Here is a 24801-nt window from a genome sequence, read left to right as displayed (position 1 = left end):
GAAACGAAGCCGTATCCCGCACGTCGCTAAGGAGGCCTAAATGGGCACGCCCAACACCGACGACCACATCCCTCGCATCTCCGGCACGCTGCGCGCTCACGCGCTCAGGCTTCCCGAGACCATCTACAAGGCAAAGGGCATGGTCGTCATGGGTCGTCGCATCAAGACGATCATCTTCTCGACCGACGTCGCCATCATCCGCAACTGCAACGCCGACGCGGTCCTGGCCGTCTACCCGTTCACCCCGCAGCAGACCATCTCGCAGGCCGTCATCAACTCCGCCATGGCCCCCGTCTTCGTGGGAGTCGGAGGCGGCGTGACCAAGGGGGTTCGCTCGGCCGTCATCGCGCAGGACGCCGAGGCCCAGGGTGCCTTTGGCGTCGTGGTGAACACGCCCATGAGCAACTCGAACATCCGCCTGATCCGCAGGCTGATCGACATTCCCATCGTCGCGACCGTCGCCGACGAGGGCGAGGACATCCAGGGCCGCCTGGATGCCGGCGTCTCGATCCTCAACGTCGCGGCCGGCGCCAAGACCCCCGAGGTCGTCCGTCAGATTCGTGAGGAGTTCCCCAAGGTCCCCATCATCGCGACGGGCGGCAACTCCGACGAATCGATCCTGGCCACCATCGAAGCCGGCGCGAACTCCATCGTCTACACCCCACCCACCACGGGACAGATCATCGGGGAGTTCATGTCGCAGTACCGTGCGCTCAAGACCAAGAACCCCGAGTTCAACTTCAAGACGACCGACACCGACCAGGATACCCTGCGCGACTTCCTCGAGATTCTGACCGGCGGCGACACGCTGCAGTAGCGCTAGGCACGCCTTCCTGAAATTTTCAAGCCAAACGCGACACGCCCTTCTCCCCCCATTTTGGGGAGAAGGGCGTGCGCTCATTGCCGAGGAACCGCCTTTCGCTCTCGCCGTACGCGAGTCCCTACTGCCTGTAATAGCGCAGGAAGTCCTCAAGGTTGTCCATCGCGTCCTCGAGCGTGTGCATGCGCGGCAGGTAGACCACGCGGAAGTAGCCCGGCGTCATCCAGTTGAACCCCTTGCCGCCCACGATCAGGACGTGCTTCTCTTTGAGGAGATCGAGGGCGAACTGGTCGTCGTCGCGGATGTTGAACTTCTGGGGGTCAAGGCGCGGGAACATGTAGAACGCGGCGTCCGGCTTGTTGACCGTGACGCCCTCCATCTGCGACAGGCGATCGTAGACGTACTCGCGCTGGTCGTAGATGCGACCACCGGGAACCAGATAGTTCTTGGCGCGCTGGATGCCGCCCAGGCAGGTCTGGACGACGGACTGCGCGGGGACGTTAGAGCACAGGCGCATGTTCGACAGCATGTTGATGCCATCGATGAGGTCCCTCGCGATGCGCTTGTTGCCGGAGAGGCTCATCCAGCCGATGCGGTAGCCCGCGATCATGTGGCTCTTGGAGAGGCCGTTGAACGTGATGCAGAACAGGTCGGGCGCGAGGCTCGCGATGGAGACGTGCTCCTTGCCGTCCATCACCAGGCGATCGTAGATCTCGTCCGAGAAGATCACCAGCTGGTGCTCGCGCGCCACCTGGACGATCTCCTCGAGGACCTCCTTGGGATACAGGGCGCCCGTGGGGTTGTTAGGATTGATGATGACGATGCCCTTGGTACGCGGGGTGATCTTCGAGCGGATGTCGTCGATGTCGGGGTACCAGTTGGCCTGCTCGTCGCAGACGTAGTGGATCACGCGACCGCCGGCCAGCGTCGCGGAAGCCGTCCACAGCGGGTAGTCGGGGCTGGGAATCAGGATCTCGTCCCCGTCGTCCAGGAATGCCGACATGGCAAGGTTGATGAGCTCGGAGGCGCCGTTTCCGGTGTAGATGTCCTCCACGTCCACGTTGGGGATGCCCTTGAGCTGGTCGTACTGCATGATGGCCTTGCGCGCCGAGAAGAGGCCGCGGCTGTCGGAATAGCCCTCGCAGTCCCTCAGCTGGTCCTGCATGTCCTTTACGACCTCGTCGGGAGTGCGGAAGCCAAAGGGCGCCGGGTTGCCGATGTTCAGCTTGAGCACGTGGACGCCCTGGTCCTCCATGCGATTCGCCTCGTCGAGCACGGGGCCGCGGACGTCGTACAAGACGTTGTCGAGCTTGTGAGACTTGGTGAACATGCGCACGCCGTTCTCCATCTCGGGTTGGCGGGATGCCCTGCGAGAGCGAGAGCGCCTGGGCGCCTGAGGACGCGGCGCGGGAGAAGGACTCGACTTCGACGTGGCGCCTTCCTGCGAACCCGTGACGGAGTCGGTCTGGGAGGCGTCATCGCCCGCGGACCCCATGGACGGCGTGGCATAGGAGAGCGACGAAGAGGATGCGTAAGACGAAGAGCCGTAGCCATCCCCCGCGAGCCAGTCCTCGCTCACGGAAAGAATGTCAGCCAGCAGCTCCATGATTCCGGGACGCGGCTCGGTCTTTCCGCTTAGGTACTGACTGATCTGGCTTTTTCCGAGCTTCTGCCCACGCTCCTCGGCAAGTCGAATCAGATCGATCTGCTTGAAGCCGTTGGACTCCATCGAACTTCTGAGCCTGTCTGCAAACGTCGTCTCCATGTTCGCCCTCCAAAGGTCGGGAACCGAGATAGTTCAAAGTCAGTTCAAGTTCATTTGAGAATAGCATGCCCAGAGCGCACGGGAGCCCATTGAGTTCAATTGCGTGCAAATGTTTCTTGCGAACGGTCATTTACGATAGGCAGCCTGGCATTGCCTCAGCATCTGTCCACATGCTCGCCGCAGTGATTGTCATAATGTGCATTTCCGCAGATAACTTAGCTGATTCTAAGTCGTCGCAGGATAAGGCGCATCCAATATCACACCAACGCGCCAACATATACTTGCAGTGAACTTGATTCATACCTCTTGTCACAGTTGCTTCAAACCAAAATTGAACAAATTGAACAAGTTCACTACCATCGCTCGTCGGCGACGTTCTAAAGGCACCACGATTGTTCACATGATGCAGGATGGCAGGACCAGCGATCAAAAGAAGCAGCAGCTAGATACAAATATGGCACCCCATGCCGTCGTATGGGGTGCCATATAGATAGCAGTTCAATTTCTTGCGTCAGCAAACGCTATGCAGCGGCGGAAGCCTTCCTGACGCGCGTAGCCTCAATCATGTTCAGGCTCTCCTCGACCACGGTGCGGGCGGCAATGCCGAAGAACCCGTGGGCGACCTTGGAAAGGACCTCGATGCGAGCGTTGGGCAGCAGCCTCGCAGCCTTGTGGGAATAGGCAAACGGCGCAATCTTGTCCCTGTCGCCGTGGAAGATGATCGTGCGCCCCTCGTAGGACTCCATGCCGGCATAGGGATCGTTGCTGATGGCATCGAGACCGAAGGCACGACCGGCAACCTGCCAGAGATCGAAGCTCTCGGGAATCTTGCTAGCGGTACCGAATGCCTTGACCATGAGGTCCTGGAGGTTGAAGGTGGGGTAGCAAAGCACCATGCCGCGGATGTCAGCCGCACCAGAGGTGGCGACGCGCGTCGCGGCGACGGCGCCCTCGCCCTGGCCCATCAGATAGATGTTGTCGACGTCGACGTCGCTGCGCATGACAAGAGCGCGCACGACGCTCTCGATGTCCTGCGCCATCGTGGCGACAGAGGCGTTCATGACATCGCCATCGCTGGTGGAGTGAGAGGAGCCACCGCGGAGGTCGATGGAGACCGCGACGTAGCCGTTGCGCGCCATGCTCTCGGCGTAGTCAACGGTGTCACGATAGCTGCCGCCAAAGGCGTGCGCGCAGACGACGACGGGCGCATACCCGTTCATGGCGCGCGGTGCGAAGAGAACGCTGTGAATGCGCTCGCTGCCACGCGCGCACCAGAGGTCCTCCTTGATATATGAGCTCACAGGTCGCTTGCCTAGACCATTCATACCAAAAGCCATGGATGTTCCTCCTGCAAAAAGAAACCCTGCAATAGCGCAGGGTAAATGTCAGAATGCAACCAGCAATTTCAAACGTCGTGAGAGATTTTTACACGAAAACACGTTACTGTCTCCCTCGAACACGCGACCTACACGTCTCGTCTGCATCTTCGCCACAACTTATCGCTGCAGCTAGCGATAGGTAAACTATCGTGACGATAAATTCTGAAAACGATTTCTTTCGCTGCGTGCACCTCATCTCGCGTTATTCATTAATTCTAATACATATTTGACATGTTCTTTTACGTTTAACAACCTATGTAAATAATTGCTACCGTTCGCGGGTGAGACTGGGGCGCCTCCGTCCATTTCAGCGTTTGACCACCTCATGCCATCATTTTCCACCACTGCGGCACGTCGCCCCCCAGGACGGCAGGAGGCCGCACCCCCCCCCGCAGCCTTATGCCGCGCGACACAAAAAAGGAGACCCGAAGGCCTCCAAAGGTTCAATCTGTCTGTCTGGTCCTTAGACCAGCTTGCCGCGGCAGTGGTCGCACATGTGCTGGATCATCTGCGCGGTCCAGCCGATGAAGTCACGCTTCTTGCTCTTGAGCTCGCCGTCGACCAGCTCGTCGTAGGCGACCTTCACCTTCGCATAGCGAGTCACCTTGGAGGGCTCGTCCAGGGTCATGCAGCTCTCCTGGACCTTCTGAGCACCCAGGCCCATCATGATCCTGGGGTTGTACATGACGTGCGCCTGCTCGTTTTCGTCCAGGTAGGCGACGACGGCCTTGGCGACGCCAATCTGATTGGCGGCAAGGCAGCCACAATCCTCGAGCGACTTCATGGTGTCCACGAGATCCTGGGCAAGCTCGGCGTCCTCTGCGGTGGCCTTCTCGCACTTCTGGGAGAGGATTGCCTCGTCCTTAACCAGATCCTTGATCATGGGATAGTCCTTTCGACCGGGCCAACTTGTAGGGCCTCAACTCCGCGAGCGCCGCCTTCGCCGGCGCCGCGCTCTCTCACGACTGCCCATTATCTGACATGGGCGCCTTAGTCATGCTCGGAAAGCCAGGCTCCCACAAGTTCCAGATAGCGCGGGTTGTCGTCGGCAAAGCACATGTGGCGGCAGTTTGCCATGAGCTCCCAGCGCGCATGCGGGATGCCGTCGAACATGGTCTTGGCCACAAGCGGTGTGCAGAGGTCGCTCGTGCCGCTGACGATGAGCGTGGGGAGGTCGACCTCGCCCAGGCGGTCGCGATACTCCCAATCGCGCAGGGTGCCGGTCGGCGTCAGCTCGTCCGGCCCCCAGGCCACCAGGTACGACTCGGCCCCCTTCCTGCTCGGGCGGCGCAGGCACTCCGGGGCGTCGTCGGAAGGAACCTGGTCCGCACAGTGCAGCTGCATGTAGTGGGCGATGGTACGACGATAGCCCTCGTCGTCGTAGTCGCCGCTCTCGCTGGCGCGCACAAGCGCCTCGTACTCGTCTTCGGGAAGCTCGCGCGCCATGCGCCACCCCTCGTCGCTCCAGAGCCTGGAGGAGGGATGGCCGCTGCTGATGACGATCGAGCGGCAGCGGCACGGGCGCCTCTCGACGGCATATTGGATGGCCATCATGCCACCCCACGACTGGCCCAGCAGGTGGTACTCGCCAAGGCCGAGCGAGTCGATGAGGTTCTCGAGCTCGGAAAGCCAGGTCTGGGCACACCAGAGCTCGGGGTGGCCCTCGAGGTAGGACTCTCCGCATCCCAGCTGGTCGTACGAGATGACGGCGCGTCCGTCGTCAGCAAGCGCGTCCAGCAGCTCAAAGTACGCGCGGGTCGAGCCCGGCCCGCCGTGCAGGCACACGAGCGGGGCCCGCCCGGCCTTCAGGTCACCCACGATGCGATAGTGGGTCCGGTAGTCCATAAAGGGAATGGAGCCCTCGGTCACTTTCCTCACGTAGCCCCCTCGTCTTTTGCGCCGCGCGTCCGGCCCAGCCCGCGTCGCGGCCATTTCATGCAATACTGCATACGATACGTCAGGAGTCGCGCGCGGCGCGCATGTTCTGGAAAGCTGGATAAGTTGTTTAACATCGTCCTCTTCGAGCCCGAGATCCCCTCCAACACCGGTGCCATCGGCCGCACCTGCGTGGTGACCGGGGCCCGCCTGCACCTGATCGAGCCCCTGGGGTTCAGCGTGGACGACAAGAAGCTCAAGCGCGCCGGCCTCGCCTACTGGGAGAGCCTCGACGTGACCACCTACCACAACTGGCAGGACTTCCTCCAGCGCAACGGACTCGCGGACAGGGAAGGCGACATCTCGGCTGAGGGGGCGCGCAGGCTGCACCTACTCACCAAGAAGGCCCGCAAGACCTACGTGCAGGCCCAATACCGCGAGGGTGACTTCCTGGTGTTCGGAAAGGAGAGCGCGGGCCTGCCCGAACGGCTGCTCGCCGACCTGCCCGACAGCTGCGAGCGCATACCCATGCTTCCCGACGACCAGACCCTCACCAACCGCGAGGAGTGGAGCGAGCGAGCCGACGCGCTGGGCGGAGGCTCGAGCGTCCTTCGGCACGACGCCCTGATGCGGCGCGACATCTGCGGCAACTTCGTCGATCCCGACGACTACCGCATCAGCGCGCTCAACCTGGCGAACTCCGCCGGCATCGTGCTGTACGAGGCACTTCGCCAGATTGGCTTCCCGGGGATGGACGCCGGGTAGGAGCAAGGGGCCAGGCGCTTCTCCGCCGTGGCTATGCGCCGGACGAGAAGAACGCGGCATCCGCCGCGCGCCACGGTCTGAGTCGCGCGGGGTCGATCTGCACGTGGGCGTGTTCGGGCACGTCGCGCCACTTGACGGTGTAACCCGCCCCATGCGCGCAGAAGACGGAGTCCGGCGTGTTGGGAAGGTCGGCCTCGGGATCGTAGGAGGCCTCCTCGACCACGCGGTCGGCGTCGTGGCACTCGTCGTATCCGTCAAAGGCGAGCGAGAAGTGCCCGCGTCCGCTACTGTAGGCGCTCACCTGGATCGCGTACTCCTGGCACTCCGAGGCGGGGACGCGCCCCTCGAGGGCCGCGAAGCCCCCGCACATCGCGGGCGCCCCGAAGCTCGCGCCCATGCGCTGCAGGTCGGACATGCCCCGCCCCAGCTGGTCCTGCGGCAGCTCGAGAGAGAAGCGGTACCAAGGCTCCAGCAGCACGGACCTTGCGCCCATCAGGGCCTGGCGCACGGCGCGATAGGTCGCCTGTCTGAAGTCGCCTCCCTCGGTGTGCTTGGAGTGGGCCCTGCCTCCCAGCAGCGTGACGCGCACGTCGGTCAGGGGCGAACCCGTAAGGACGCCCAGGTGGGGCCGCTCCATCGCATTGGTCAGGATGAGGCGCTGCCAGTTTCGGTCAAGGTCGTCCTCGCTGGCGCGCGTGCCGAAGACCACGCCCGACCCGCGCGGCAGGGGCTCGATCAGCAGCTGCACCTCCGCGTAGTGGCGCAGCGGCTCGAAGTGGCCCACGCCCCGCACGGCCTCGGCGATCGTCTCGCGGTACATGATGCTGCCCGGCCCAAAGCCCACCTTCATGCCAAAGCGCTCCTCCAGCTCCTGGCGCACCACCTCGAGCTGGATGGGCCCCATGAGCTGCAGACGCACCTCCTGGAGCTGCTCGTTCCAGACGACGCCCAAAAGCGGGTCCTCCTCCGCCAGCCGAGCAAGGGCCTCGTGCACGCGATGGGCGTCGACCTGGCCGGGCTCGACGCTGTAGCTAAGGACCGGCGCGAGCGTCGGCTCGCTCCCCTGGGGCTCCGCACCCAGGGCGTCGCCCGGCAGTGCATGGGCCAGGCCGCACGCAGCGCACACCTGACCGGCCCCCACACGGTCCACGGAGTCGAACTTGGCGCCCGAGTAGATCCTGAGCTGGCTGACCTTGTCTGCCCACGATCGCCCGTCGCGACGGCCCACACCTTTTACCAGGTCGCGCGTGCGCAGGCAGCCGCCCGTCACCTTGAGCCACGAGACACGCTCGCCGCGCGCCTCGTGGGTGACCTTGTACACGCGTGCTGCGAACTCCTTGGGGTGCTCCCGCGGCGCGACCAGGCCGCAGAGGCCATCCAGAAACTCGTCAACCCCCTCCAGGCGCAGGGCCGACCCGAAGAAGACGGGGTGCGCCCTACGCTCGGCCACCAGCCTGCGCACTGTTGCGACCGAGAGCACGCCCGCATCCAGGTACTCGTCAAGCGCGGACTCGTCCAGGATGGCCATCGCCTCCTGCGCCTCGGTATCAAACAGGCAGGCGCAATCCACGCAGCCCTGGCTCAGGCGGTCGCGCAGCGAGACCATGGTCGCCTCGCGGTCCGGGCTCTCCAGATCGCACTTGTTCACGAAGATGACGGTGGGGACGCCGTAGCGCTCGAGCAGACGCCAAAGCGTGAGGGTGTGCCCCCGCACGCCGTCGTTGGCGCCGACCACCAGCACGGCGCAGTCCAACACCTGGAGCGTGCGTTCGGCCTCGGCGCCAAAGTCGACGTGGCCGGGCGTGTCGACCAGCATGAGGTGCACCCCATCGTGGTCAAGCACCGCCTGGGACGAGAAGATCGTGATCCCCCGCTCGCGCTCCATGCTGCTCGCGTCCAGGAACGAGTCGCCATGGTCGACGCGCCCGAGCTTGCGAATGGCGCCCGCCCGGTACAGCAGGGCCTCGGCGAGCGTGGTCTTGCCCGCGTCAACGTGGGCAAGCATGCCCACGACGGCCTGCCTCGAACCCGTTTGGCCCGAAGGCCCCCGTGTCGCAGACTGCCCCACGCCCTTCTCCTCCCGTCATGGCAAACTGCGGCCGCACCCTTGCGCGGACGCCCCAACTAGCACAACCTTATCAGTGATGGACGTGCGGGCGGCCGACACGCCCGCGCAGGCGCAGGCGATTGGGACGGATGATGGCGATGGCAGGCAACGACGTGAGCGACGCGTTTTCGTGCGGGAACAAGACGGTCACGATCAGGCGCTCCGACGCGCCGGGCGTGCCCATCGTCTTCCTGAACGAGTTCGAGGACGATGGTGCCACCGTCTGGAACGCGTGTCGCAGCCCGGCCAAGCCCGGGACCGGGGGCGACCCCCTGCCACGTTGCGCGCCCTTCTCGCTCGTGACCGTCAGCGGACTCGCGTGGGATCGCGAGCTCACGCCCTGGCCCGCATCCGCCACGCGTGCGGGGCAGGCCGACTACGGCGGAGAAGCCCGCGACCACCTGAGGCTGCTGACCGAGGACGTAGTCCCGCGCGCGCTCGCGGCCCTCGCCGCGGATTCCGGTGACGGGCCGATGCTGGTGCTCGCCGGCTACTCCCTGGCAGGCCTCTTCGCCACCTGGGCGGCCTTCAACACCAGCCTGTTCAGGCGCACGGCCAGCGTCTCCGGGTCGCTCTGGTACCCGGGCTTCGTCGACTACGTGCGCGACCACAAGCTCGCGCCGACGGTGGAGCGCATGTACTTCTCGGTGGGAAACCGCGAGAGGAAGGTGCCCAATCGCACGATGCGCTCGGTGCAGGACGACACGATCCGCATACGATCGCTCGTCGAGGAGCGCGGCGTGCGGACAACCTTCGACCTCAACTCGGGAAACCACTTCACGGGCTTTGCGCGGCGCATGCGCAAGGCGCTTGCCTGGACGCTGCGCCAGGAAGATGTTCCGGGCCCCCGCGGGGCGTAGGCCTAGCGCAGCCGCAGGCCAGCCAGGCTTCCCAGGGCCCCCGGCAGGATGTCCAGGTGCAGCAGCACCAGCACGAGGCAGACAAGAAAGCCCGCCAGGCACAGCAGCGCGTCGGCGACGCCGCTGGCCTTGCACGCGCCCAGCGAGACGCCGCGGCCCAGGGGCCAGAACAGGCGCTGGTCCTTCTTGTTCAGCAGATCGAGCAGCAGATGGGACGCATATCCCATCGCAAAGGGAGTCGCAAGCAGCGGATAGGCGAGCCTGAGCGCGAGGGTCGACGCCGCGAGCGCCACCACGGAGTGCGAGAAGCCGCGATGGCCCGAGGCACGCCCCAGCGCGAACACGGCCACGAGCGTCGCCAGACCAGCAAGCTGCTCGAGGCCCACGTGCGTGCGGGCGTAGTCGCAGACGCCCGTGCCAAGCACGGCGTCGGCCACGAGCGCGGAGGCCAGGGCCACGAACAGTCCCGCCCAGACGCGACGAAGCTCTCGGCTCCCCTCGCTCGTGCCGATGTCGGTGTCCGGCGCCAGGGAGCCCATGACGCCGCCGATCGCAAAGGGGAGACACGAGGCGACGGGCAGCGAGAGCGGCACGAGTGCCAGCGCCGCAGCCGTCCCGACCATAATGTGCGTCTTTCCCGTCATGCAGGCCCTTCTCCTCCGTTTTTGCCTCGCCCCGCGCACCGGCGGAGCCGGAGGCGGGCGGCCCATGCCGTCCTCAAATCCCTGCAAGTATAGCGGGCGCATGGTCGAACGGGCGAAAGCCGCCCGTTCCTGGAGAGCTCGTGGCCGCGCCCTCATTCGGGGGGAGCGGCACGCCGCCGGCGTGCTAAAGTCTTGTTGTTAGGAACGCGCTGTTACTGACGGATAATCGTGGATCACCACGGGGAAGCAGCGTGAGACCATACCGCCGACCGTCTGGGCAAGCGCATCCACAAGAGGTGCCTTGCCTCTTTTTATGCAGGCACTCCTGGAATGCGTCGTCAGGAAAGGGAGACCATGCAGGACCTGATCGAGCTCTTGAGAACCAACCCCTACCCCGGCCGCGGCATCGTCGTCGGCAAGGACCGCGTCTACTACTGGATCATGGGCCGCAGCGCAAACAGCCGCAACCGCGTCTTCACCAAGACCGAGGACGGCATCATGACCGAGGCGCACGACCCCTCAAGGCTCGAGGACCCCTCGCTCATTATCTACCACCCCGTGCGCACCATGGGCGACGCGCTGGTCGTGACCAACGGCGACCAGACCGACACCATCGTCCAGAGGGGCAGTTTCCGCGACGGCTGCATGGCCCGCGAGTACGAGCCCGACGAGCCCAACTGGACGCCGCGCATCAGCGCGATCATCAACGCCGACGGCTCGTTCGAGATCTCCATCCTCAAGAACCAGCACGACGGCTCCAACCGCTGCCAGCGCAACTTCTTCGCCTACGAGGGCGTCGAGAAGGACCGTGGCTACTTCATCAGCACCTACCAGGGAGACGGCAGCCCGCTGCCGACCTTCGCCGGCGAACCCGTCGAGGTGAGCATGCCCGAGCCCGACGAGGTCTGGGCCGCGCTCAACGAGGACAACAAGGTCTCGCTCTACGCCAAGGTCGGCGAAGACGTCCGCATCTACAACAAGAACTTGGGCGACTAGCCCCCACGCGAAAGGAGCCATCGTGAACGAGCTTCAGCTCAAGTACGGATGCAACCCCAACCAGAAGCCCTCCCGCATCTTCATGAAGGACGGCTCCGACCTGCCCGTCACCGTCCTGTCCGGCAAGCCCGGCTACATCAACTTCCTGGACGCCCTCAACTCCTGGCAGCTGGTGCGCGAGCTCAAGGAGGCCACCGGCCTTCCCGCAGCCGCGTCCTTCAAGCACGTCTCGCCCGCCGGCGCCGCAGTCGGCCTGCCCCTGACCGAGACCGACAAGAAGATCTACTTCGTCGACGACGAGGGCGAGCTCTCCCCCATCGCCTGCGCCTACATCCGCGCTCGTGGCGCGGACCGCATGAGTTCCTACGGCGACTGGGCGGCCCTGTCCGACGTCTGCGACGCACGCGTCGCCCGCTACATCAAGCACGAGGTCTCCGACGGCATCATCGCGCCGGGCTACACCGACGAGGCGCTCGAGATCCTGCGCTCCAAGAAGGGCGGCAGGTACAACGTCGTCCAGATCGACCCCGACTACGTCTGCGCCGAGATTGAGACCAAGGATGTCTTCGGCATCACCTTCGAGCAGGGGCATAACTTCTTCAAGATCGACGACGAGCTCCTCTCCAACGTCGTGACCAAGAACAAGGAGATCCCCGAGTCCGCCAAGATCGACATGATCGTGAGCCTCATCACCCTCAAGTACACGCAGTCCAACTCCGTCTGCTACGTGAAGGGCGGCCAGACCATCGGCGTCGGCGCCGGCCAGCAGAGCCGCGTCCACTGCACCCGCCTCGCCGGCAACAAGGCCGACACCTGGTGGCTGCGCCAGCACCCCAAGGTGCTGGGTCTGCAGTTCGTCGACGGCATCCGCCGCGCCAACCGCGACAACTCCATCGACGTCTACATCTCGGAGGAGCACGACGACGTGCTGGCCGAGGGCGAGTGGCAGAAGTGGTTCGCGACCAAGCCCGAGGTCCTCACCATGGACGAGAAGAAGGCCTGGATCGCCAAGCTCGACGACGTCACCCTGGGATCCGACGCGTTCTTCCCCTTCGGCGACAACGTCGAGCGCGCCCACAAGTCCGGTGTCAAGTACATCGCCGAGCCAGGTGGCTCCATCCGCGACGACAACGTGATCGAGACCGCCGACAAGTACGGCATGGCCATGGCCTTCACCGGCATGCGTCTCTTCCACCACTAATCGCGGGCCCGCAGGCCTGAACGGCAGGGGCCTCCCGAAGAGATCTTCGGGAGGCCCCTTTTTTGGCCCTTCCGCCTTAGCTCAACCGGCTGACGCCGTCTTCCAGGATTCGCATCTGGGCCAAGGTCTCCTCGGGCTTCACGAGCTGCGGGGAACCCTCGACCACGGTCCGGTACAGGGCGTCATACCAGCGCGCATAGCTGCTGCGCACCGTGGGGACGCGCTCCTCGTGGAAGGCCCCCTCGTCGTCGTAGCAGCGGAGCAGACCGTACTGCTCTGGAGCGTCCAAGCCAAAGTCGTCATGGCCAACGGGCAGATAGAAGTGCTTGAGGTCACGCTCCTGCTGGTCTTTCTGAACCTTGATGAAGCAGCCCTTAGTCCCATAGACCTCGAAGCTCGGCCGCTGGATTGCGCTCAGGTAGTTGGAGTGGGCCGTGCACTTGAGGCCCCGGTCGTCGTAGTACAGGTCGAAGTCGAAGTAGTCGTTTGCCATGCCCGCGCCCTGCAGCTGGCGCAGGTCGGCATGGCTGCGGTCTGGAATCCCGAACCAGTCGATGAGCTGGTCGACGCAGTGCGTGGCATGCTCGAAGGCGGCGCTGGTCACCACGTCAAGACGCTGCCCCTCCTTCTGCCAGGGGCGATAGTAGTCGTAGCTCGTCACCACCTCGAAGACGCGCCCCAGCCTGCCCGACGCAACGACCGCCCTCGCCGTGAGGTAGTCCGAGTCGAAGCGGCGGTTCTGATAGCACTGGACCATGAGGCCGCGCTCGCTCGCCAGCTCGAAGAGCTCGGCCGCCTGGTCGTAGCTCGCGGCGAAGGGCTTGTCGACGACGACGCTCTTCCCGGCCTCAAGGACCATCTTCGCCATCTCGTAGTGCAGGGCGGAGGGAGTGGTCACCTCGACTACGTCCACCTCGGGATCGCCCAGGACGTCCTCCACGTTGGTGGTGTAGCGAACGCCAGGCAAGGCATCCCAGGAGGAATGGTCGACGTGCCTGGCCTGAATGGTCTTAATGCGGAACTCGTCGGGCCTGTCCAGGACGAACGGGGCGTGGTAGCGATTGGTGCTCTTCCCGTTGCCGATGTAGGCGAGCGTAACGATTCTGTCTGGCATGACCCGCAACCTCCCGTGGCGAGCGTTTCTTCGCCGCAAAGGCGGCCCTAACCACTAGGGTACCCACCAACCCCGCCACGAGACCCCGTTCCCAAAAAAACGCCTCCGCCCCAGAAGCGCGCGGCGGCGCCCACCGGCATTGTGGACGAGAGGTGCATGGCGTTCGCGCCGTAGGCCGCCTCGAACAAGGGTGGTGTATAAGTCGAAGCGAGAGTGAGGCAGGAACAGAACCGAGGGATGCATGCAGAAGTACGGCACCAAGTATCAGGAAATGACCGAGCGACCCGTAAAGCCCCTTGTCATATCGCTTGCGCTTCCCGCCCTTGCATCAAACCTCGTGACGGCCATCTACAACATCTCCGACACGTTCTTCGTGGGGCACATCAACACGGCCGCCTCGGGCGCCGTCGGGGTCTCCTTCGTGGCCATGACCACGATCCAGGCCGCCGGGTTCTTCCTGGGTCAGGGCACCGGCAACGCCATCTCGCGCTACCTAGGCTCCAAGCAGAACGAGCGTGCGAACGTGATGAGCTCGACGGGCCTGGCCGCGGCACTTCTCCTTGGCCTCCTGATAGCGATTCTTGGCCATGTCTTCTTGGAGCCCCTCTGCCTGATCTCGGGCTCGACCCAGACGATCCTCCCCTACGCGAAGACCTTCATCGGCATCATCCTGATCGGCGCGCCCTGGATGTGCGCGTCGCTCATGCTCAACATGCAGATGCGCTTCGAGGGCGAGGCATCCCACTCCATGTACGCGATCATGACCGGCGCCGTGCTGAACATGCTGCTGACGCCCATCCTCGTGTTCGGTGTGGGCCTGGGCATCGCGGGCAGCGCCCTGTCGACCATCATCTGCGAGTTCATAGGCTTCTGCCTGCTCCTGCGCGCCATGATCAAGAGCGGCCTGACCAAGCTCTCGCCCCGCTACGTGCAGCTCACGCCCGCGCTGGCGCGCGAGGTCTTCAACGGCGGCTTCCCCTCGTTCGTGCGACAGGTCATGCTAGGTGTCGCAACCACCTTGCTCAACAACGCGGCCAAGCCCTTCGGCGACGCGGCCGTAGCGGCAATCGCCATCGTTCAGCGCATCACGGGCTTCGGCAACTACGTCCAGATTGCCATCGGGCAGGGCTTCCAGCCAGTCATCGGCTTCAATCTGGGTGCGAGGAAGTACGACCGCATCCGCGAGGGCTACTTCTTCTCGCTCAAGGTGGCCTTCGGCACGGTGCTGTGCATCGGCACCCTCACCTGCGTCTTTGCGCCCGAGCTCATCTGGTTCTTCCGCAACGACCCCGAGGTCGTCAGGGTGGGAACGCTCACGCTGCGTCTGGTGAGCTTCACCATGCCGCTGACGGGCGCGGCCATGATCACCAACTTCCTGCTCCAGACCTCAGGCAAGATGTGGCGAGCGACCATTCTGGGCGCCTGCAGGCTGGGCCTGGTGCTGGGGCCCGTCGTCCTGGTCCTCTCGCATGCGCTGGGACTCACCGGCGTACAGATCTCCCAGCCAATGACCGACCTCATCACCGGACTGGTGACCGTACCCATGGCCGCTTCGGTTCTGCACGAGCTAGCGGGAGACGAAAAGAGGCACCTGGCCTTCTTGGAGAAGAGCCAGGCGCCTGAGGCAGAGGCCAAGTAACGAGGCCTCGCGGCCACGTTGTCCACAGCTAGGCGTCGAGCCGGTCGTAGAACGCGCCAAGGAGGTCCGCAGACTTCCTCAGCGCGTCGAGCTCGTCCTTCTCGAGGTCGATCTCAACGATCTCCTTGGCACCCGTGTGGTCGACGATGGTCGGCACAGAAAGGTAGATGCCGTCGATGCCGTACTGGCCCTCGACGTACACCGAGACGGGCACGATGCGGTTCTCGTCGAACAGGATGGTCTTGCAGATGGCCGTCGCGGAGGCCGCGATGCCATAGCAGGTGTTGCCCTTGCGGCTGAAGATGTCCCATCCCGCCTGCACCGTGCGCTTGCGAAGGTCCTCGCGGGTCACGCCGGCGGTGCGGTCGGCGTTGTCGCGCATGACCGCGTCCACGCGCTTGCCGCCGATGGTCGCGCTGTTCCAGCTGACGATCTCGGAGTCGCCGTGCTCGCCCAGGACGTAGGCCTCGACGCTCGCGGGCGCCAGGTCGTACATCTCGGAGAGCGCACGGGAGAGGCGCGCAGTGTCCAGGTAGGTTCCGCTGCCGATGACGCGCTGGGCAGGTAGGCCCGAGACCTTCCACGTGTAATAGGTCATGATGTCGACGGGGTTCGACACCACGAGGAAGATGCCGCCGAAGCCGGATGCCATAACCTTCTGAACCACCTCGCGCACCACGCCCAGAGACGGCTTGAGCATCTCCAGACGGTCGGTCGAGTCCTTGGGCATGGGCGCCGCAGCCGTGATGATGACGATGTCGGCATCGGCGCAGTCGTCGTAGTCACCCGCGTGGACGCTCACGTTGCGGTGCATGAAGAAGATGGAATCGCTCATATCGAGGGCCTCGCCCACGGCATGCTCGCGGTTGACGTCAATCAGGCAGACGTCCTCGCAAAGCCCCTGGCTAATGATGCTAAACGCTGTGGTGGAGCCAACCTTGCCCGCCCCGACGATGACCACCTTGGAATTCCTGTAGCTCATACATACCTTCCTTCGGTTGATGTGCGACACGAAGAAGGTACCACGCAAGCGATTGCGATGCGCGTTCCGTTGCGTTTCCTATGCGATGCGCGTCGCCAGGAAGACGAGGGCGACCCCGACGGTGAGGCTTATGCCCGAAAGCCAGACGGGACGATTCTTGAGCACGCGCGGAAGCAACTCGGCAAGGGCGATGTAGAGGATCATGCCCAGGGCCAGGCAGGTGAGCATGCCCCTGACGGGCTCGGTCATGATGGGGCTCATGAGCGCCATGACGGCCCCGCCCAAGAGCGTCGACAGCATTGCGCCGCTCAGCGCGATGGCCTTCGCGCGGCGCCTTTCGTGGCGAAGCGTCGAGAAAACGAGCATGCCCATGGGCACGTTGTGCAGACCCACGCCCAGCGCATAGGACGCGCCCTGCGCGACGTCGGCGCTCGACAGCGCGTAGATGGTCATGCCCTCGACGAGGTTGTGGATGACCAGGGCGAGGACCGTCATGATGCCGATGTGGATGGCGATGTCGTCCTGCGAGGCATGGCGACTGTGGGCATCCTCGTCGTCGTGGTCGGGAATGAAGCGGTCGAGCGCCAGCAGAAACGCGGCCCCAACGATAACCACCAGAATCGCGGGAACCGCGCCATGGTACGCCGTCGCCTCGATTGCCTCGGGGCCAAGGTCGAGCACCACAAGAGCTCCCATGGCACCAAGCGCGACCGCAACCGACATGTGGCTGACGCGTTCCGGGTTGTTCGAGAACTTCACCACGACGGCGCCAACCGCCATAGAGATTCCCGCAAGGAAGGTGATGAGAAGTGCCATGGTATTAGTTCCTCTTTCGTCTTGTCCCTAGATGGCGCGCGGCGCATGGCAGCTGCCGGCAGCATGCTCGAGCCCCAGCTCGATCAGGCGATTCACGTGGTCGTCCGCGCTGAAGTAGTAGACGACGCGCCCTTCTCGCCTGCACGAGATGAGGCGTGCGTCCTTGAGGTTCGCAAGCTGGTGGCTGACGGCGCTCTTGGTCATCCCCAGCAGCGCCGCGACGTCCTGCACGCACATCTCGCGCTGCGAGACGGCAAGCAGGATGCGAATGCGCGTGCGGTCACCCAACACGTTGAAGAGCTGCTCGAGCCCGTCAAGCACCGTGTCGCGGGGCATCGCGGCACGCACGCAGTCGACGGCCTCGGGATGCACGGGCTGGCAGCATCCCTCCCGCACCAGCCCTCGAACCTCGCTCACCTTGGACATGCAGCTCCCATCCTGATAGTTGAATCGACGCTCAACTATACGAATGGTTGAGCAGGCGTTCAACAAATGCCGTTTACCTCGACACAATCTGCACATCGACAAACGCTGTTAGCGTGTAGAAGCTCCGCCGCGATGACTACGGGAGCGCGATAGGGGCTATATATGTTCGCGGCAATACCATCAAGGCAAAGGAGGGCGCATGCCCAACAGCAAGCAGCCGGTAAAGATCATCATGCTCACCGGCTATCTGGGAGCAGGCAAGACCACGCTCCTCAACAACATCCTCGCCAACGACGAGGGCATCCGCGCTGCAGTGATCGTCAACGACATCGGCGAGGTCAACGTCGACGCCAGCCTGATTGCCGAGGGCGGACTGTCCGAGACCGACTCGCTCATCCCCCTCACCAACGGATGCATCTGCTGCACCCTCTCTGCAGACCTCGCCAAGCAGCTCGACGGCATCGCGAAGAGCGGAGACTTCGACTACATCATCATCGAGGCCTCGGGCATCTGCGAGCCGATCCCCATCGCATACACCATCAGCTCGTTCTGCGACCAAAGCAAGAGCGGAGGCCAGGCTCCGCTCGCCCTGGACAACATCGTCGCCGTCGTCGACTGCGCCCGCATGTTCGACGAGTTCCACGGCGGCAAGGACCTCGTCGAGAAGGACGTGGACGAAGACGACATCGAGTCGCTCCTGATCCAGCAGATCGAGTTCTGCACAACCCTCGTCCTCAACAAGACCGACACTGTCACACCGGACCAGATCGCCGAGCTCAAGGCCATCGTCCGCAGCCTTCAGAAGGACGCCGTCATCGTCGAGGCAGAGCACGCGCAGGTTCCCATGAGCGAGCTTCTTGACACCGGGCGCTTCGACTTCAACCGTGCCTACAACTCCGCCGCCTGGATGGACGCCATGGAGCACCCGGAGGAGCACGACGACCCCGAGGTACTCGAGTACGGCATCGAGACCTTCATCTACCAGCGTCGCACCCCGTTTGACCTCGACAAGCTCTCCGACTACGTCAGCACTTGGCCGGAAAGCATCATTCGTTCCAAGGGCATGTGCTGGTTCGAGCAAGACCCGGACATGTGCTACGTCCTGGAGCAGGCGGGCCACCAGGTCCACCTGACGCAGAACGGCCTGTTCGTCGCATCCGCACCCGACGGCGAGCGCGAGAGGATCCTCAGGGAGAACCCCGAGCTCCTGAAGGACTGGGACCCCGAGTGCGGAGACCGCATGACCAAGCTCTGCTTCATCGGCCGCCACATGGACAAGGAGTCGCTCATCAAGGGCCTTGACGACTGCCTGGTCGAGTGGGTGCCCGACGAGGACTTCGAGTAGCGCACCACGTCATGCCCCGGGCTTGCGCCTGGGGCTTTTTTGGGTACAACCAGCGTAGGAAGACGCGGCCCCGCGCCGCCTTGCCCGTCCAACGCGCATCCAAGGGAGAGGAAACCATGGATCAGAACCTGTTCAAGCGCAACGAGCTTTTGGCCCAGACCGTCATCAAGGGCCTCGAGCGCCGAAACATCAGCGGCTTCTACGCCGCCAACCGCCAGGAGGCCCTCAAGAAGGCGCTCGAGCTCATACCCGAAGGAAGCACCATCACCATGGGCGGATGCATGAGCGCACGCGAGATCGGCCTCGTCGACGCGGTCCAAGGCGAGAAGTACCACTTCATCGACCGCGACAAGTACGACGACCCGCGCGAGGCCATGCTCGCAGGCTATGCGGCCGACGTCTTTCTGGCCAGCTGCAACGCCCTCACCAGCGACGGAATCCTGGTCAACATCGACGGCAACTCCAACCGCGTCTCGATGATCGCCCAAGGCCCCAGGAAGGTCGTCTTCGTCGTTGGCATGAACAAGGTCTGCGGCGACCTCGACAGCGCCGTCGCGCGCGCCCGCAACGTCGCCGCCCCCATCAACGCCCAGCGCTTCGACCTCGACACGCCCTGTCGCAAGACCGGAACCTGTGCCAACTGCAAGTCGGCGGACACCATCTGCTGCAACTTCCTCATCACGCGCCACTCGCGCCACACCGGTCGCATGAACGTCATCTTGGTCAACGACGAGCTGGGCTACTAGCCCGCCCATTGGACCGCTCCCGGGCGGACCTCATAGGCGCAGCCCACGGCCTGCCGACGCCCCCCTGGCGTCGGCAGGCCACGTTCTTTCGAGCGGCATGCCGCGTGCCCCAACCCAAACGCGAGGTCACAAGCGCGACAGACATTCTTTCCATAATGCAAGATATAGTTGACATACACCAATCGATGCAATATATTTCTTACATCACGTAAGATATCAATTGCGTTTGGAGGTGAAGACGTGGAGGGAAAGAAGAACCTGCGCATGAGGGCCGCCCGCGTGGCCAAGGACCTGTCGCAAGCCGACCTCGCCCGTGCCGTCGGCGTCACCAGACAGACCATCGGGCTCATCGAGGCCGGGGGCTACAACCCCACGCTCAAGCTGTGCACGGATATCTGCAAGGCGTTGGACGTCACGCTCAACGACCTGTTTTGGGAGGACTAGAGAAATGATTACCACACTCAAGAGCAAGTGGCGCGCGTACGTGGGACCAACCGACGAGCGCATCAAGGCACACGAGAACGAGGTCTTCGCGAGGATGGGCAAGTTCCTGATGATCGCCAACCTCTGTCTCGCCTACTACGCTCTCCACCTCGAGGGACTCGCCACGCGGACAAACCTCATGAACGACTGGCCACGCGTGTCCCTGGTCCTGATTCCCAGCATGGTCCTTCTGGTCTACACCGGACTATCGGGAGCCTGGGCTTGCTCGCGATTCACCAAGGCCGGCTACGTCGACAGAAACAGGTTCGCCGAGACCGAGACGTTCCCGCGCGCATACTTTGCCCTTCTCGCCCTCCTGTCCGCAATCGCCTTCTTCGCGCTCCTGACCCTGTCCGAAGCCGCGGCAGAGTTCCAGGTCGTTGGATGGGAGAAAATCGCCTGGGCAGACATCGCCTCGACGGCCGCCTTCCTGTCGGCATTCGTGGGCGTCATGAGCTACATCGCAATGTATCTCGAGTACCTCAAGGCCCGTCGCAGCCGAAGGGCTCGCCTTGGCGAGATGGAAGGCTAGTCGCGCGAAGCCGGCCGAATACGAGATGTCCCAACAGAGCCGACGTGGAAGGCACGCACCCCACGTCGGCTCCGCTATCATTAGAAACTGTGGCAGCCTGCATAACGCGCTGCCGCAGGGAGGGTTGATGGCGATGACGAAATCCGCTTCGACAATGCATCACTGCGCAGAGAGCACGCACTGCCCGTTCGCCGTGGACGCAACAGCGTGCATGGGCAACATCCGCCTGTTCGCCGGCCTCCCTCTCGAGGCGAAGCACGAGCTCATCTCCAACGCGCGCCGCTCCACGCACCCCAATGGCTCCATCCTGGTCCGCGAGGGTGATCCCATCGAGTCGATACTCATCCTGCGCTCCGGTCGCATCAAGACCTTCCACATCGACGCGACCGGCGAGGAACACGTGCTCGACGTGCTCCACGAGGGGCAGGCCATCTGGCACGGCATGTTCCTCAAGGACCACAGCTACCACTACTCCGTGGCCTGCCTGAGCAAGGTCGAGCTCTGCAGCATCCATCGCACCGACTTCGAGGCCATGATCGCCAGTCATCCCGACGTCGCCATGGGACTCATCCGCATGATCGAGACCGAGCTCGACGACGCCGAGGAGAAGATCACGATGCTCAGCATCCGCGATCCCAAGCAACGCCTTGCCGAGTACCTCCTCCACCGCGACGCCCGCTGCATCGGCTCGGAGATCATGCTCAAGCTCGACGACATCGCGCGCTCCATCGGGCTCAGGCCCGAGACGGTCTCGCGCAACTTCAGCTCACTGGAGCAGGAGGGCTATGTCACCCGCCTTGGACGCGGGCGCCTCAAAGTCGTCGACCGAGAGGGGCTCAAGTCCATCTCGATGCTCAGCGATTAGTCACCGAGAAGAGCCAGGAATTGCCTGCTGAGAGCGATTGCGGACGCATCGCGCAGTACTGACGATTCATACTAGAAATGCAAGTATGATTTCGGCAGACGGCAAACCCTCAGCGTCTTCCTCACAAAGGGCACCCCATCTGAGCTGCTCGTTCAAGAATCGTTAGCGTTACTTGATTCTAATCAAGGAACTACCCGTCACCTCAGGCTAGATTGACCAATGGAAATTGATCGGCCCGAAAGAGGTGACGCCCATGCTCGGTAGGATCCATTCGACAGAGTCGTTCGGCTCGGCCGATGGCCCCGGCGTTCGCTACCTCATCTTCCTGCAGGGCTGCCCCATGCGCTGCCGCTACTGCCACAACGTCGACAGCTGGGGCTTCAACAAGGGTGACATGAAGAGCGCCGACGAGCTGCTCGATGCGGCCGAGCGCTATCGCAACTACTGGGGCAGCGAGGGCGGCATCACCGTCAGCGGCGGCGAGGCCCTCATGCAGATCGACTTCGTGCTCGAGCTCTTCTCAAAGGCCCAAGAGCGCGGAATCAACACCTGCCTCGACAGCTCGCTTGCCCCCTTCACGCGCGAGGGCACGTTCTTCTCGAAGTTCGAGCGGCTCATGGAGGTCACCGACCTCATCCTGGCAGACATCAAGCACATCGACCCCGCAGAGCACAAGGCACTCACCGGCCACGACAACGCCAACATCCTTGACTGCCTGCGCTACCTCTCTTCCATCAAGAAGCCTGTCTGGATCAGGCACGTGCTCGTTCCCGGCATCACCGACGTCGACGAGTACCTGCACCGAACCAGGGACTTCATAGCAGGGCTCGAGAACGTCGAGCGCATCGAGGTCCTGCCATACCACACGCTGGGCGTCTACAAGTGGGAGGAGCTGGGCATCCCCTACACGCTGGAAGATGTCGAACCTCCCACCGCAGATAGAGTGAAAAACGCGGAGGCGATTCTGCGCGGCTGCGCAGACTAGCTCCACATGACAAGTGCCAAGGAGGCATGCATGGATCTACGTGATGAGTGGAACGGCTTTGTTGGTGGGCACTGGGTCGACGACATCAATGTCCGAGACTTCATCCAGAGGAACTACACCGCCTATGACGGCGACGACTCCTTCCTGGCCGGTCCCACTGAGGCAACTGACAAGCTCTGGGGTAAGGTGCAGGAGCTCCAGGCCCAGGAGCGCGCAAAGGGCGGCGTCCTGGACTGTGAGACCGAGGTCGTTTCTGGCCTGACCGCCTATGGCCCCGGCTACATTGACGAGTCGATGAAGGACCTCGAGAAGGTCGTCGGCCTCCAGACCGACAAGCCCCTCAAGCGCGCGTTCATGCCCTATGGCGGCATCAAGATGGCCCAACAGGCTGCCGAGAACTACGGCTATCACGTCAACGACAAGTTCAACCAGATCTTCAACGAGTACCACAAGACGCACAACCAGGCCGTCTTCGATGCGTACACGCCCGAGATGCGCGCCGCCCGTCACTCCCACATCATCACCGGCCTCCCCGACACCTACGGCCGTGGCCGCATCGTCGGCGACTATCGTCGCGTTGCCCTCTACGGCATCGATCGCCTGATTGCCCAGAAGCAGCAGGACAAGCTCAACTGCGGCGACGGCACCATGACCGACGACGTCATTCGCCTGCGCGAGGAGATCGCCGAGCAGATCCGCGCCCTTCAGGGCATGAAGGCCATGGCCGAGGTCTACGGCTACGACATCTCCAAGCCTGCGACCAACGCGCACGAGGCCTTCCAGTGGCTGTACTTCGGCTACCTTGCCGCAATCAAGACGCAGAACGGCGCCGCAATGTCCGTCGGCCGCATCTCCACCTTCCTCGACATCTACATCGAGCGTGACCTCAAGGCCGGCAAGATTACCGAGACCGAGGCCCAGGAGCTCGTCGACCACATGGTCCTGAAGTTCCGCATGGTCAAGTTCGCGCGCATTCCCTCCTACAACGAGCTCTTCTCCGGCGACCCCGTCTGGGCAACGCTCGAGGTCGCTGGCCTTGGCCAGGACGGCCGTCACATGGTCACCAAGAACGACTACCGCTTCCTGCACACGCTCGAGAACATGGGTCCCTCTCCCGAGCCCAACCTCACGGTTCTCTACAGCAAGCGCCTGCCCAAGAACTTCCGCGACTACGCCGCCAAGATCTCCATCGACACGTCTTCCATCCAGTACGAGAACGACGACGTCATGCGTCCCGTCTGGGGTGACGACTACAGCATCTGCTGCTGCGTCTCCGCAACGCAGACCGGCAAGGAGATGCAGTTCTTCGGCGCTCGCGCCAACCTGGCCAAGTGCCTCCTCTACGCCATCAACGGCGGCCGTGACGCGAAGTTCAAGGACAAGAAGACCGGCCTCCCCATGCAGGTTGGTCCCGAGTTTGCCCCCATCACCTCCGAGTACCTCGACTACGACGAGGTCATGCATAAGTTCGACCTCATGATGGACTGGCTGGCTGACCTCTACGTCAACATCCTCAACCTCATCCAGTACATGCACGACAAGTACTACTACGAGGCTGCCGAGATGGCCCTCATCGACACCGACGTCCGTCGCACCTTCGCCACGGGCATCGCGGGCTTCAGCCACGTCGTCGACTCCCTGAGCGCCATCAAGTACGCCAAGGTCAAGTGCATCCGCGACGAGTACGGCATCGCTGGCGAGTTCGAGACCGAGGGTGACTTCCCCCGCTATGGAAACGACGACGACCGTGCCGACGAGATTGCGGTCTGGCTGCTGAAGACCTTCATGAGCAAGATCAAGAAGCACCACACCTATCGCAACTCCGAGCCGACCACCTCGATCCTGACCATCACCTCCAACGTGGTCTACGGCAAGGCAACCGCCGGCATGCCCGACGGCCGCAAGCCCTTCACCCCGTTCGCCCCTGGTGCCAACCCCGCCTACGGAGCCGAGAAGAACGGCCTGCTCGCCAGCCTCAACTCCGTGGCCAAGCTCCCCTATGAGTACGCGCTCGACGGCATCTCCAACACGCAGACCATCAACCCCAGCGCCCTGGGCAACGACGAGGACCAGCGCGTCACCAACCTGGTCAACGTCATGGACGGCTACTTCGCCAATGGTGCCCACCACCTCAACGTCAACGTCTTCGGCATCGAGAAGCTCAAGGACGCGATGGAGCACCCCGAGAAGCCCGAGTACGCCAACTTCACAATCCGCGTCTCCGGCTACGCCGTGAAGTTCATCGACCTCACGCACGAGCAGCAGCTTGACGTCATCGCCCGTACCTGCCACGACCGCATGTAAGGAACCAGGCGCCATCGCCTGACCTCACAGACGGCAACGGCTCAGCCCCCCTCCCCTTTGAACCGCCTCCCTTTTCTTGGACATGAGAAAAGGGAGGCTTCTTTCATGACCCGAAGAACTTTGTACGACGCCGCCACGAGGTCGAAAGCCAC

23 protein-coding genes and 1 riboswitch are annotated in these 24801 nt (G+C 63.4%); of the genes, 13 read left to right on the top strand and 10 right to left on the bottom strand.

Annotated elements, in window-relative coordinates:
- Positions 1-40 precede the first annotated feature (40 nt).
- Positions 41-817 carry a beta/alpha barrel domain-containing protein gene (locus B5D13_RS00115; protein ID WP_078686268.1) on the top strand — a complete coding sequence of 259 codons (777 nt, stop codon included), beginning with the start codon at positions 41-43 and terminating at the stop codon, positions 815-817.
- A gap of 124 nt (positions 818-941) precedes the next feature.
- Here B5D13_RS00115 and B5D13_RS00110 read toward each other — a convergent pair whose 3' ends face one another.
- From B5D13_RS00110 to pepI, 4 genes are all read right to left on the bottom strand, one after another.
- Complete coding sequence (locus B5D13_RS00110) at positions 942-2585, bottom strand: aminotransferase class I/II-fold pyridoxal phosphate-dependent enzyme (protein WP_078686267.1); 1644 nt, start codon at positions 2583-2585, stop codon at positions 942-944.
- Between the two features lie 521 nt (positions 2586-3106).
- Complete coding sequence (locus tag B5D13_RS00105) at positions 3107-3922, bottom strand: alpha/beta hydrolase family protein (protein WP_078686266.1); 816 nt, start codon at positions 3920-3922, stop codon at positions 3107-3109.
- 505 nt (positions 3923-4427) lie between these two features.
- Positions 4428-4847, bottom strand: a complete 420-nt coding sequence (locus B5D13_RS00100) for a peptide deformylase (protein ID WP_078686265.1) — start codon at positions 4845-4847, stop codon at positions 4428-4430.
- Positions 4848-4954: 107 nt separating this feature from the next.
- Complete coding sequence (gene pepI / locus B5D13_RS00095) at positions 4955-5842, bottom strand: proline iminopeptidase (RefSeq protein WP_159443942.1); 888 nt, start codon at positions 5840-5842, stop codon at positions 4955-4957.
- Between the two features lie 123 nt (positions 5843-5965).
- Here pepI and B5D13_RS00090 point away from each other — a divergent pair, with 123 nt between their 5' ends.
- A complete protein-coding gene (locus B5D13_RS00090) occupies positions 5966-6604 on the top strand; it encodes a tRNA (cytidine(34)-2'-O)-methyltransferase (protein ID WP_180363861.1) in 639 nt (212 codons plus the stop codon).
- Between the two features lie 31 nt (positions 6605-6635).
- Here the strand turns inward: B5D13_RS00090 and B5D13_RS00085 are convergent, their stop codons facing one another.
- Positions 6636-8672 carry an elongation factor G gene (locus B5D13_RS00085; RefSeq protein ID WP_234970608.1) on the bottom strand — a complete coding sequence of 679 codons (2037 nt, stop codon included), beginning with the start codon at positions 8670-8672 and terminating at the stop codon, positions 6636-6638.
- Positions 8673-8809: 137 nt separating this feature from the next.
- Here B5D13_RS00085 and B5D13_RS00080 point away from each other — a divergent pair, with 137 nt between their 5' ends.
- Positions 8810-9571 carry an alpha/beta hydrolase-fold protein gene (locus B5D13_RS00080; RefSeq protein ID WP_143327714.1) on the top strand — a complete coding sequence of 254 codons (762 nt, stop codon included), beginning with the start codon at positions 8810-8812 and terminating at the stop codon, positions 9569-9571.
- Positions 9572-9573: 2 nt separating this feature from the next.
- Here B5D13_RS00080 and B5D13_RS00075 read toward each other — a convergent pair whose 3' ends face one another.
- Positions 9574-10215 carry a metal-dependent hydrolase gene (locus B5D13_RS00075; protein ID WP_159443941.1) on the bottom strand — a complete coding sequence of 214 codons (642 nt, stop codon included), beginning with the start codon at positions 10213-10215 and terminating at the stop codon, positions 9574-9576.
- Positions 10216-10416: 201 nt separating this feature from the next.
- Positions 10417-10501, top strand: a riboswitch (ZMP/ZTP riboswitch).
- A gap of 68 nt (positions 10502-10569) precedes the next feature.
- Here B5D13_RS00075 and B5D13_RS00070 point away from each other — a divergent pair.
- Entirely contained in the window at positions 10570-11211 is a 642-nt protein-coding gene (locus B5D13_RS00070; protein ID WP_078686261.1) for an IMP cyclohydrolase, read from the top strand.
- Between the two features lie 19 nt (positions 11212-11230).
- The gene (locus B5D13_RS00065) at positions 11231-12412 is read left to right on the top strand and encodes a phosphoribosylaminoimidazolecarboxamide formyltransferase (protein WP_219334841.1); all 1182 of its coding nucleotides are present in this window, start codon (positions 11231-11233) and stop codon (positions 12410-12412) included.
- A gap of 76 nt (positions 12413-12488) precedes the next feature.
- Here the strand turns inward: B5D13_RS00065 and B5D13_RS00060 are convergent, their stop codons facing one another.
- On the bottom strand, positions 12489-13526 hold the full coding sequence (locus B5D13_RS00060) for a Gfo/Idh/MocA family oxidoreductase (protein ID WP_180363860.1): 1038 nt from the start codon (positions 13524-13526) through the stop codon (positions 12489-12491).
- A 241-nt stretch (positions 13527-13767) separates the two neighbouring features.
- Between B5D13_RS00060 and B5D13_RS00055 the strand changes: the two genes are divergently transcribed.
- Complete coding sequence (locus tag B5D13_RS00055) at positions 13768-15165, top strand: MATE family efflux transporter (RefSeq protein WP_078686259.1); 1398 nt, start codon at positions 13768-13770, stop codon at positions 15163-15165.
- A 28-nt stretch (positions 15166-15193) separates the two neighbouring features.
- On the opposite strand, the gene B5D13_RS00050 is transcribed toward B5D13_RS00055, so the two are convergent.
- The 3 genes from B5D13_RS00050 to B5D13_RS00040 form a co-directional block, all read right to left on the bottom strand.
- Positions 15194-16147 (bottom strand): L-lactate dehydrogenase, encoded by a 954-nt coding sequence (locus tag B5D13_RS00050; protein WP_078686258.1) that lies wholly within the window; start codon positions 16145-16147, stop codon positions 15194-15196.
- A gap of 78 nt (positions 16148-16225) precedes the next feature.
- Complete coding sequence (locus B5D13_RS00045; RefSeq protein WP_078686257.1) at positions 16226-16963, bottom strand: ZIP family metal transporter; 738 nt, start codon at positions 16961-16963, stop codon at positions 16226-16228.
- A gap of 27 nt (positions 16964-16990) precedes the next feature.
- Positions 16991-17389: an ArsR/SmtB family transcription factor gene (locus B5D13_RS00040; RefSeq protein ID WP_078686256.1), complete on the bottom strand. Its 399-nt coding sequence runs from the start codon at positions 17387-17389 to the stop codon at positions 16991-16993.
- A gap of 199 nt (positions 17390-17588) precedes the next feature.
- Between B5D13_RS00040 and B5D13_RS00035 the strand changes: the two genes are divergently transcribed.
- From B5D13_RS00035 to pflB, 7 genes are all read left to right on the top strand, one after another.
- Positions 17589-18734: a CobW family GTP-binding protein gene (locus B5D13_RS00035; protein WP_078686255.1), complete on the top strand. Its 1146-nt coding sequence runs from the start codon at positions 17589-17591 to the stop codon at positions 18732-18734.
- 116 nt (positions 18735-18850) lie between these two features.
- On the top strand, positions 18851-19480 hold the full coding sequence (locus B5D13_RS00030; protein WP_078686254.1) for a lactate utilization protein: 630 nt from the start codon (positions 18851-18853) through the stop codon (positions 19478-19480).
- Positions 19481-19720: 240 nt separating this feature from the next.
- The gene (locus tag B5D13_RS00025) at positions 19721-19924 is read left to right on the top strand and encodes a helix-turn-helix transcriptional regulator (RefSeq protein WP_255375249.1); all 204 of its coding nucleotides are present in this window, start codon (positions 19721-19723) and stop codon (positions 19922-19924) included.
- Between the two features lie 4 nt (positions 19925-19928).
- Positions 19929-20495 (top strand): hypothetical protein, encoded by a 567-nt coding sequence (locus B5D13_RS00020; RefSeq protein WP_078686253.1) that lies wholly within the window; start codon positions 19929-19931, stop codon positions 20493-20495.
- Positions 20496-20622: 127 nt separating this feature from the next.
- Complete coding sequence (locus B5D13_RS00015; RefSeq protein WP_234970607.1) at positions 20623-21360, top strand: Crp/Fnr family transcriptional regulator; 738 nt, start codon at positions 20623-20625, stop codon at positions 21358-21360.
- A 253-nt stretch (positions 21361-21613) separates the two neighbouring features.
- Positions 21614-22345, top strand: a complete 732-nt coding sequence (gene pflA / locus B5D13_RS00010; RefSeq protein WP_078686252.1) for a pyruvate formate-lyase-activating protein — start codon at positions 21614-21616, stop codon at positions 22343-22345.
- A 30-nt stretch (positions 22346-22375) separates the two neighbouring features.
- Complete coding sequence (pflB, locus tag B5D13_RS00005) at positions 22376-24649, top strand: formate C-acetyltransferase (protein WP_078686251.1); 2274 nt, start codon at positions 22376-22378, stop codon at positions 24647-24649.
- Positions 24650-24801: the final 152 nt, after the last annotated feature.

It is taken from the genome of Olsenella sp. KH1P3, assembly GCF_900167315.1.
Lineage (GTDB): Bacteria > Actinomycetota > Coriobacteriia > Coriobacteriales > Atopobiaceae > Olsenella_J > Olsenella_J umbonata_A.
The sequence above is the reverse complement of the archived record's forward strand: the minus strand, read 5'-3'. Positions and strand labels throughout refer to the sequence as shown.

Coding starts and splice junctions, on each gene's coding strand:
- B5D13_RS00115 (WP_078686268.1), top strand. CDS start 41: ATGGGCACGCCCAACACCGACGACCACATCCCTCGCATCTCCGGCACG.
- B5D13_RS00110 (WP_078686267.1), bottom strand. CDS start 2,585: ATGGAGACGACGTTTGCAGACAGGCTCAGAAGTTCGATGGAGTCCAAC.
- B5D13_RS00105 (WP_078686266.1), bottom strand. CDS start 3,922: ATGGCTTTTGGTATGAATGGTCTAGGCAAGCGACCTGTGAGCTCATAT.
- B5D13_RS00100 (WP_078686265.1), bottom strand. CDS start 4,847: ATGATCAAGGATCTGGTTAAGGACGAGGCAATCCTCTCCCAGAAGTGC.
- B5D13_RS00080 (WP_143327714.1), top strand. CDS start 8,810: ATGGCAGGCAACGACGTGAGCGACGCGTTTTCGTGCGGGAACAAGACG.
- B5D13_RS00075 (WP_159443941.1), bottom strand. CDS start 10,215: ATGACGGGAAAGACGCACATTATGGTCGGGACGGCTGCGGCGCTGGCA.
- B5D13_RS00070 (WP_078686261.1), top strand. CDS start 10,570: ATGCAGGACCTGATCGAGCTCTTGAGAACCAACCCCTACCCCGGCCGC.
- B5D13_RS00060 (WP_180363860.1), bottom strand. CDS start 13,526: ATGCCAGACAGAATCGTTACGCTCGCCTACATCGGCAACGGGAAGAGC.
- B5D13_RS00055 (WP_078686259.1), top strand. CDS start 13,768: ATGCAGAAGTACGGCACCAAGTATCAGGAAATGACCGAGCGACCCGTA.
- B5D13_RS00050 (WP_078686258.1), bottom strand. CDS start 16,147: ATGAGCTACAGGAATTCCAAGGTGGTCATCGTCGGGGCGGGCAAGGTT.
- B5D13_RS00045 (WP_078686257.1), bottom strand. CDS start 16,963: ATGGCACTTCTCATCACCTTCCTTGCGGGAATCTCTATGGCGGTTGGC.
- B5D13_RS00040 (WP_078686256.1), bottom strand. CDS start 17,389: ATGTCCAAGGTGAGCGAGGTTCGAGGGCTGGTGCGGGAGGGATGCTGC.
- B5D13_RS00035 (WP_078686255.1), top strand. CDS start 17,589: ATGCCCAACAGCAAGCAGCCGGTAAAGATCATCATGCTCACCGGCTAT.
- B5D13_RS00030 (WP_078686254.1), top strand. CDS start 18,851: ATGGATCAGAACCTGTTCAAGCGCAACGAGCTTTTGGCCCAGACCGTC.
- B5D13_RS00020 (WP_078686253.1), top strand. CDS start 19,929: ATGATTACCACACTCAAGAGCAAGTGGCGCGCGTACGTGGGACCAACC.
- B5D13_RS00015 (WP_234970607.1), top strand. CDS start 20,623: ATGGCGATGACGAAATCCGCTTCGACAATGCATCACTGCGCAGAGAGC.
- pflA (WP_078686252.1), top strand. CDS start 21,614: ATGCTCGGTAGGATCCATTCGACAGAGTCGTTCGGCTCGGCCGATGGC.
- pflB (WP_078686251.1), top strand. CDS start 22,376: ATGGATCTACGTGATGAGTGGAACGGCTTTGTTGGTGGGCACTGGGTC.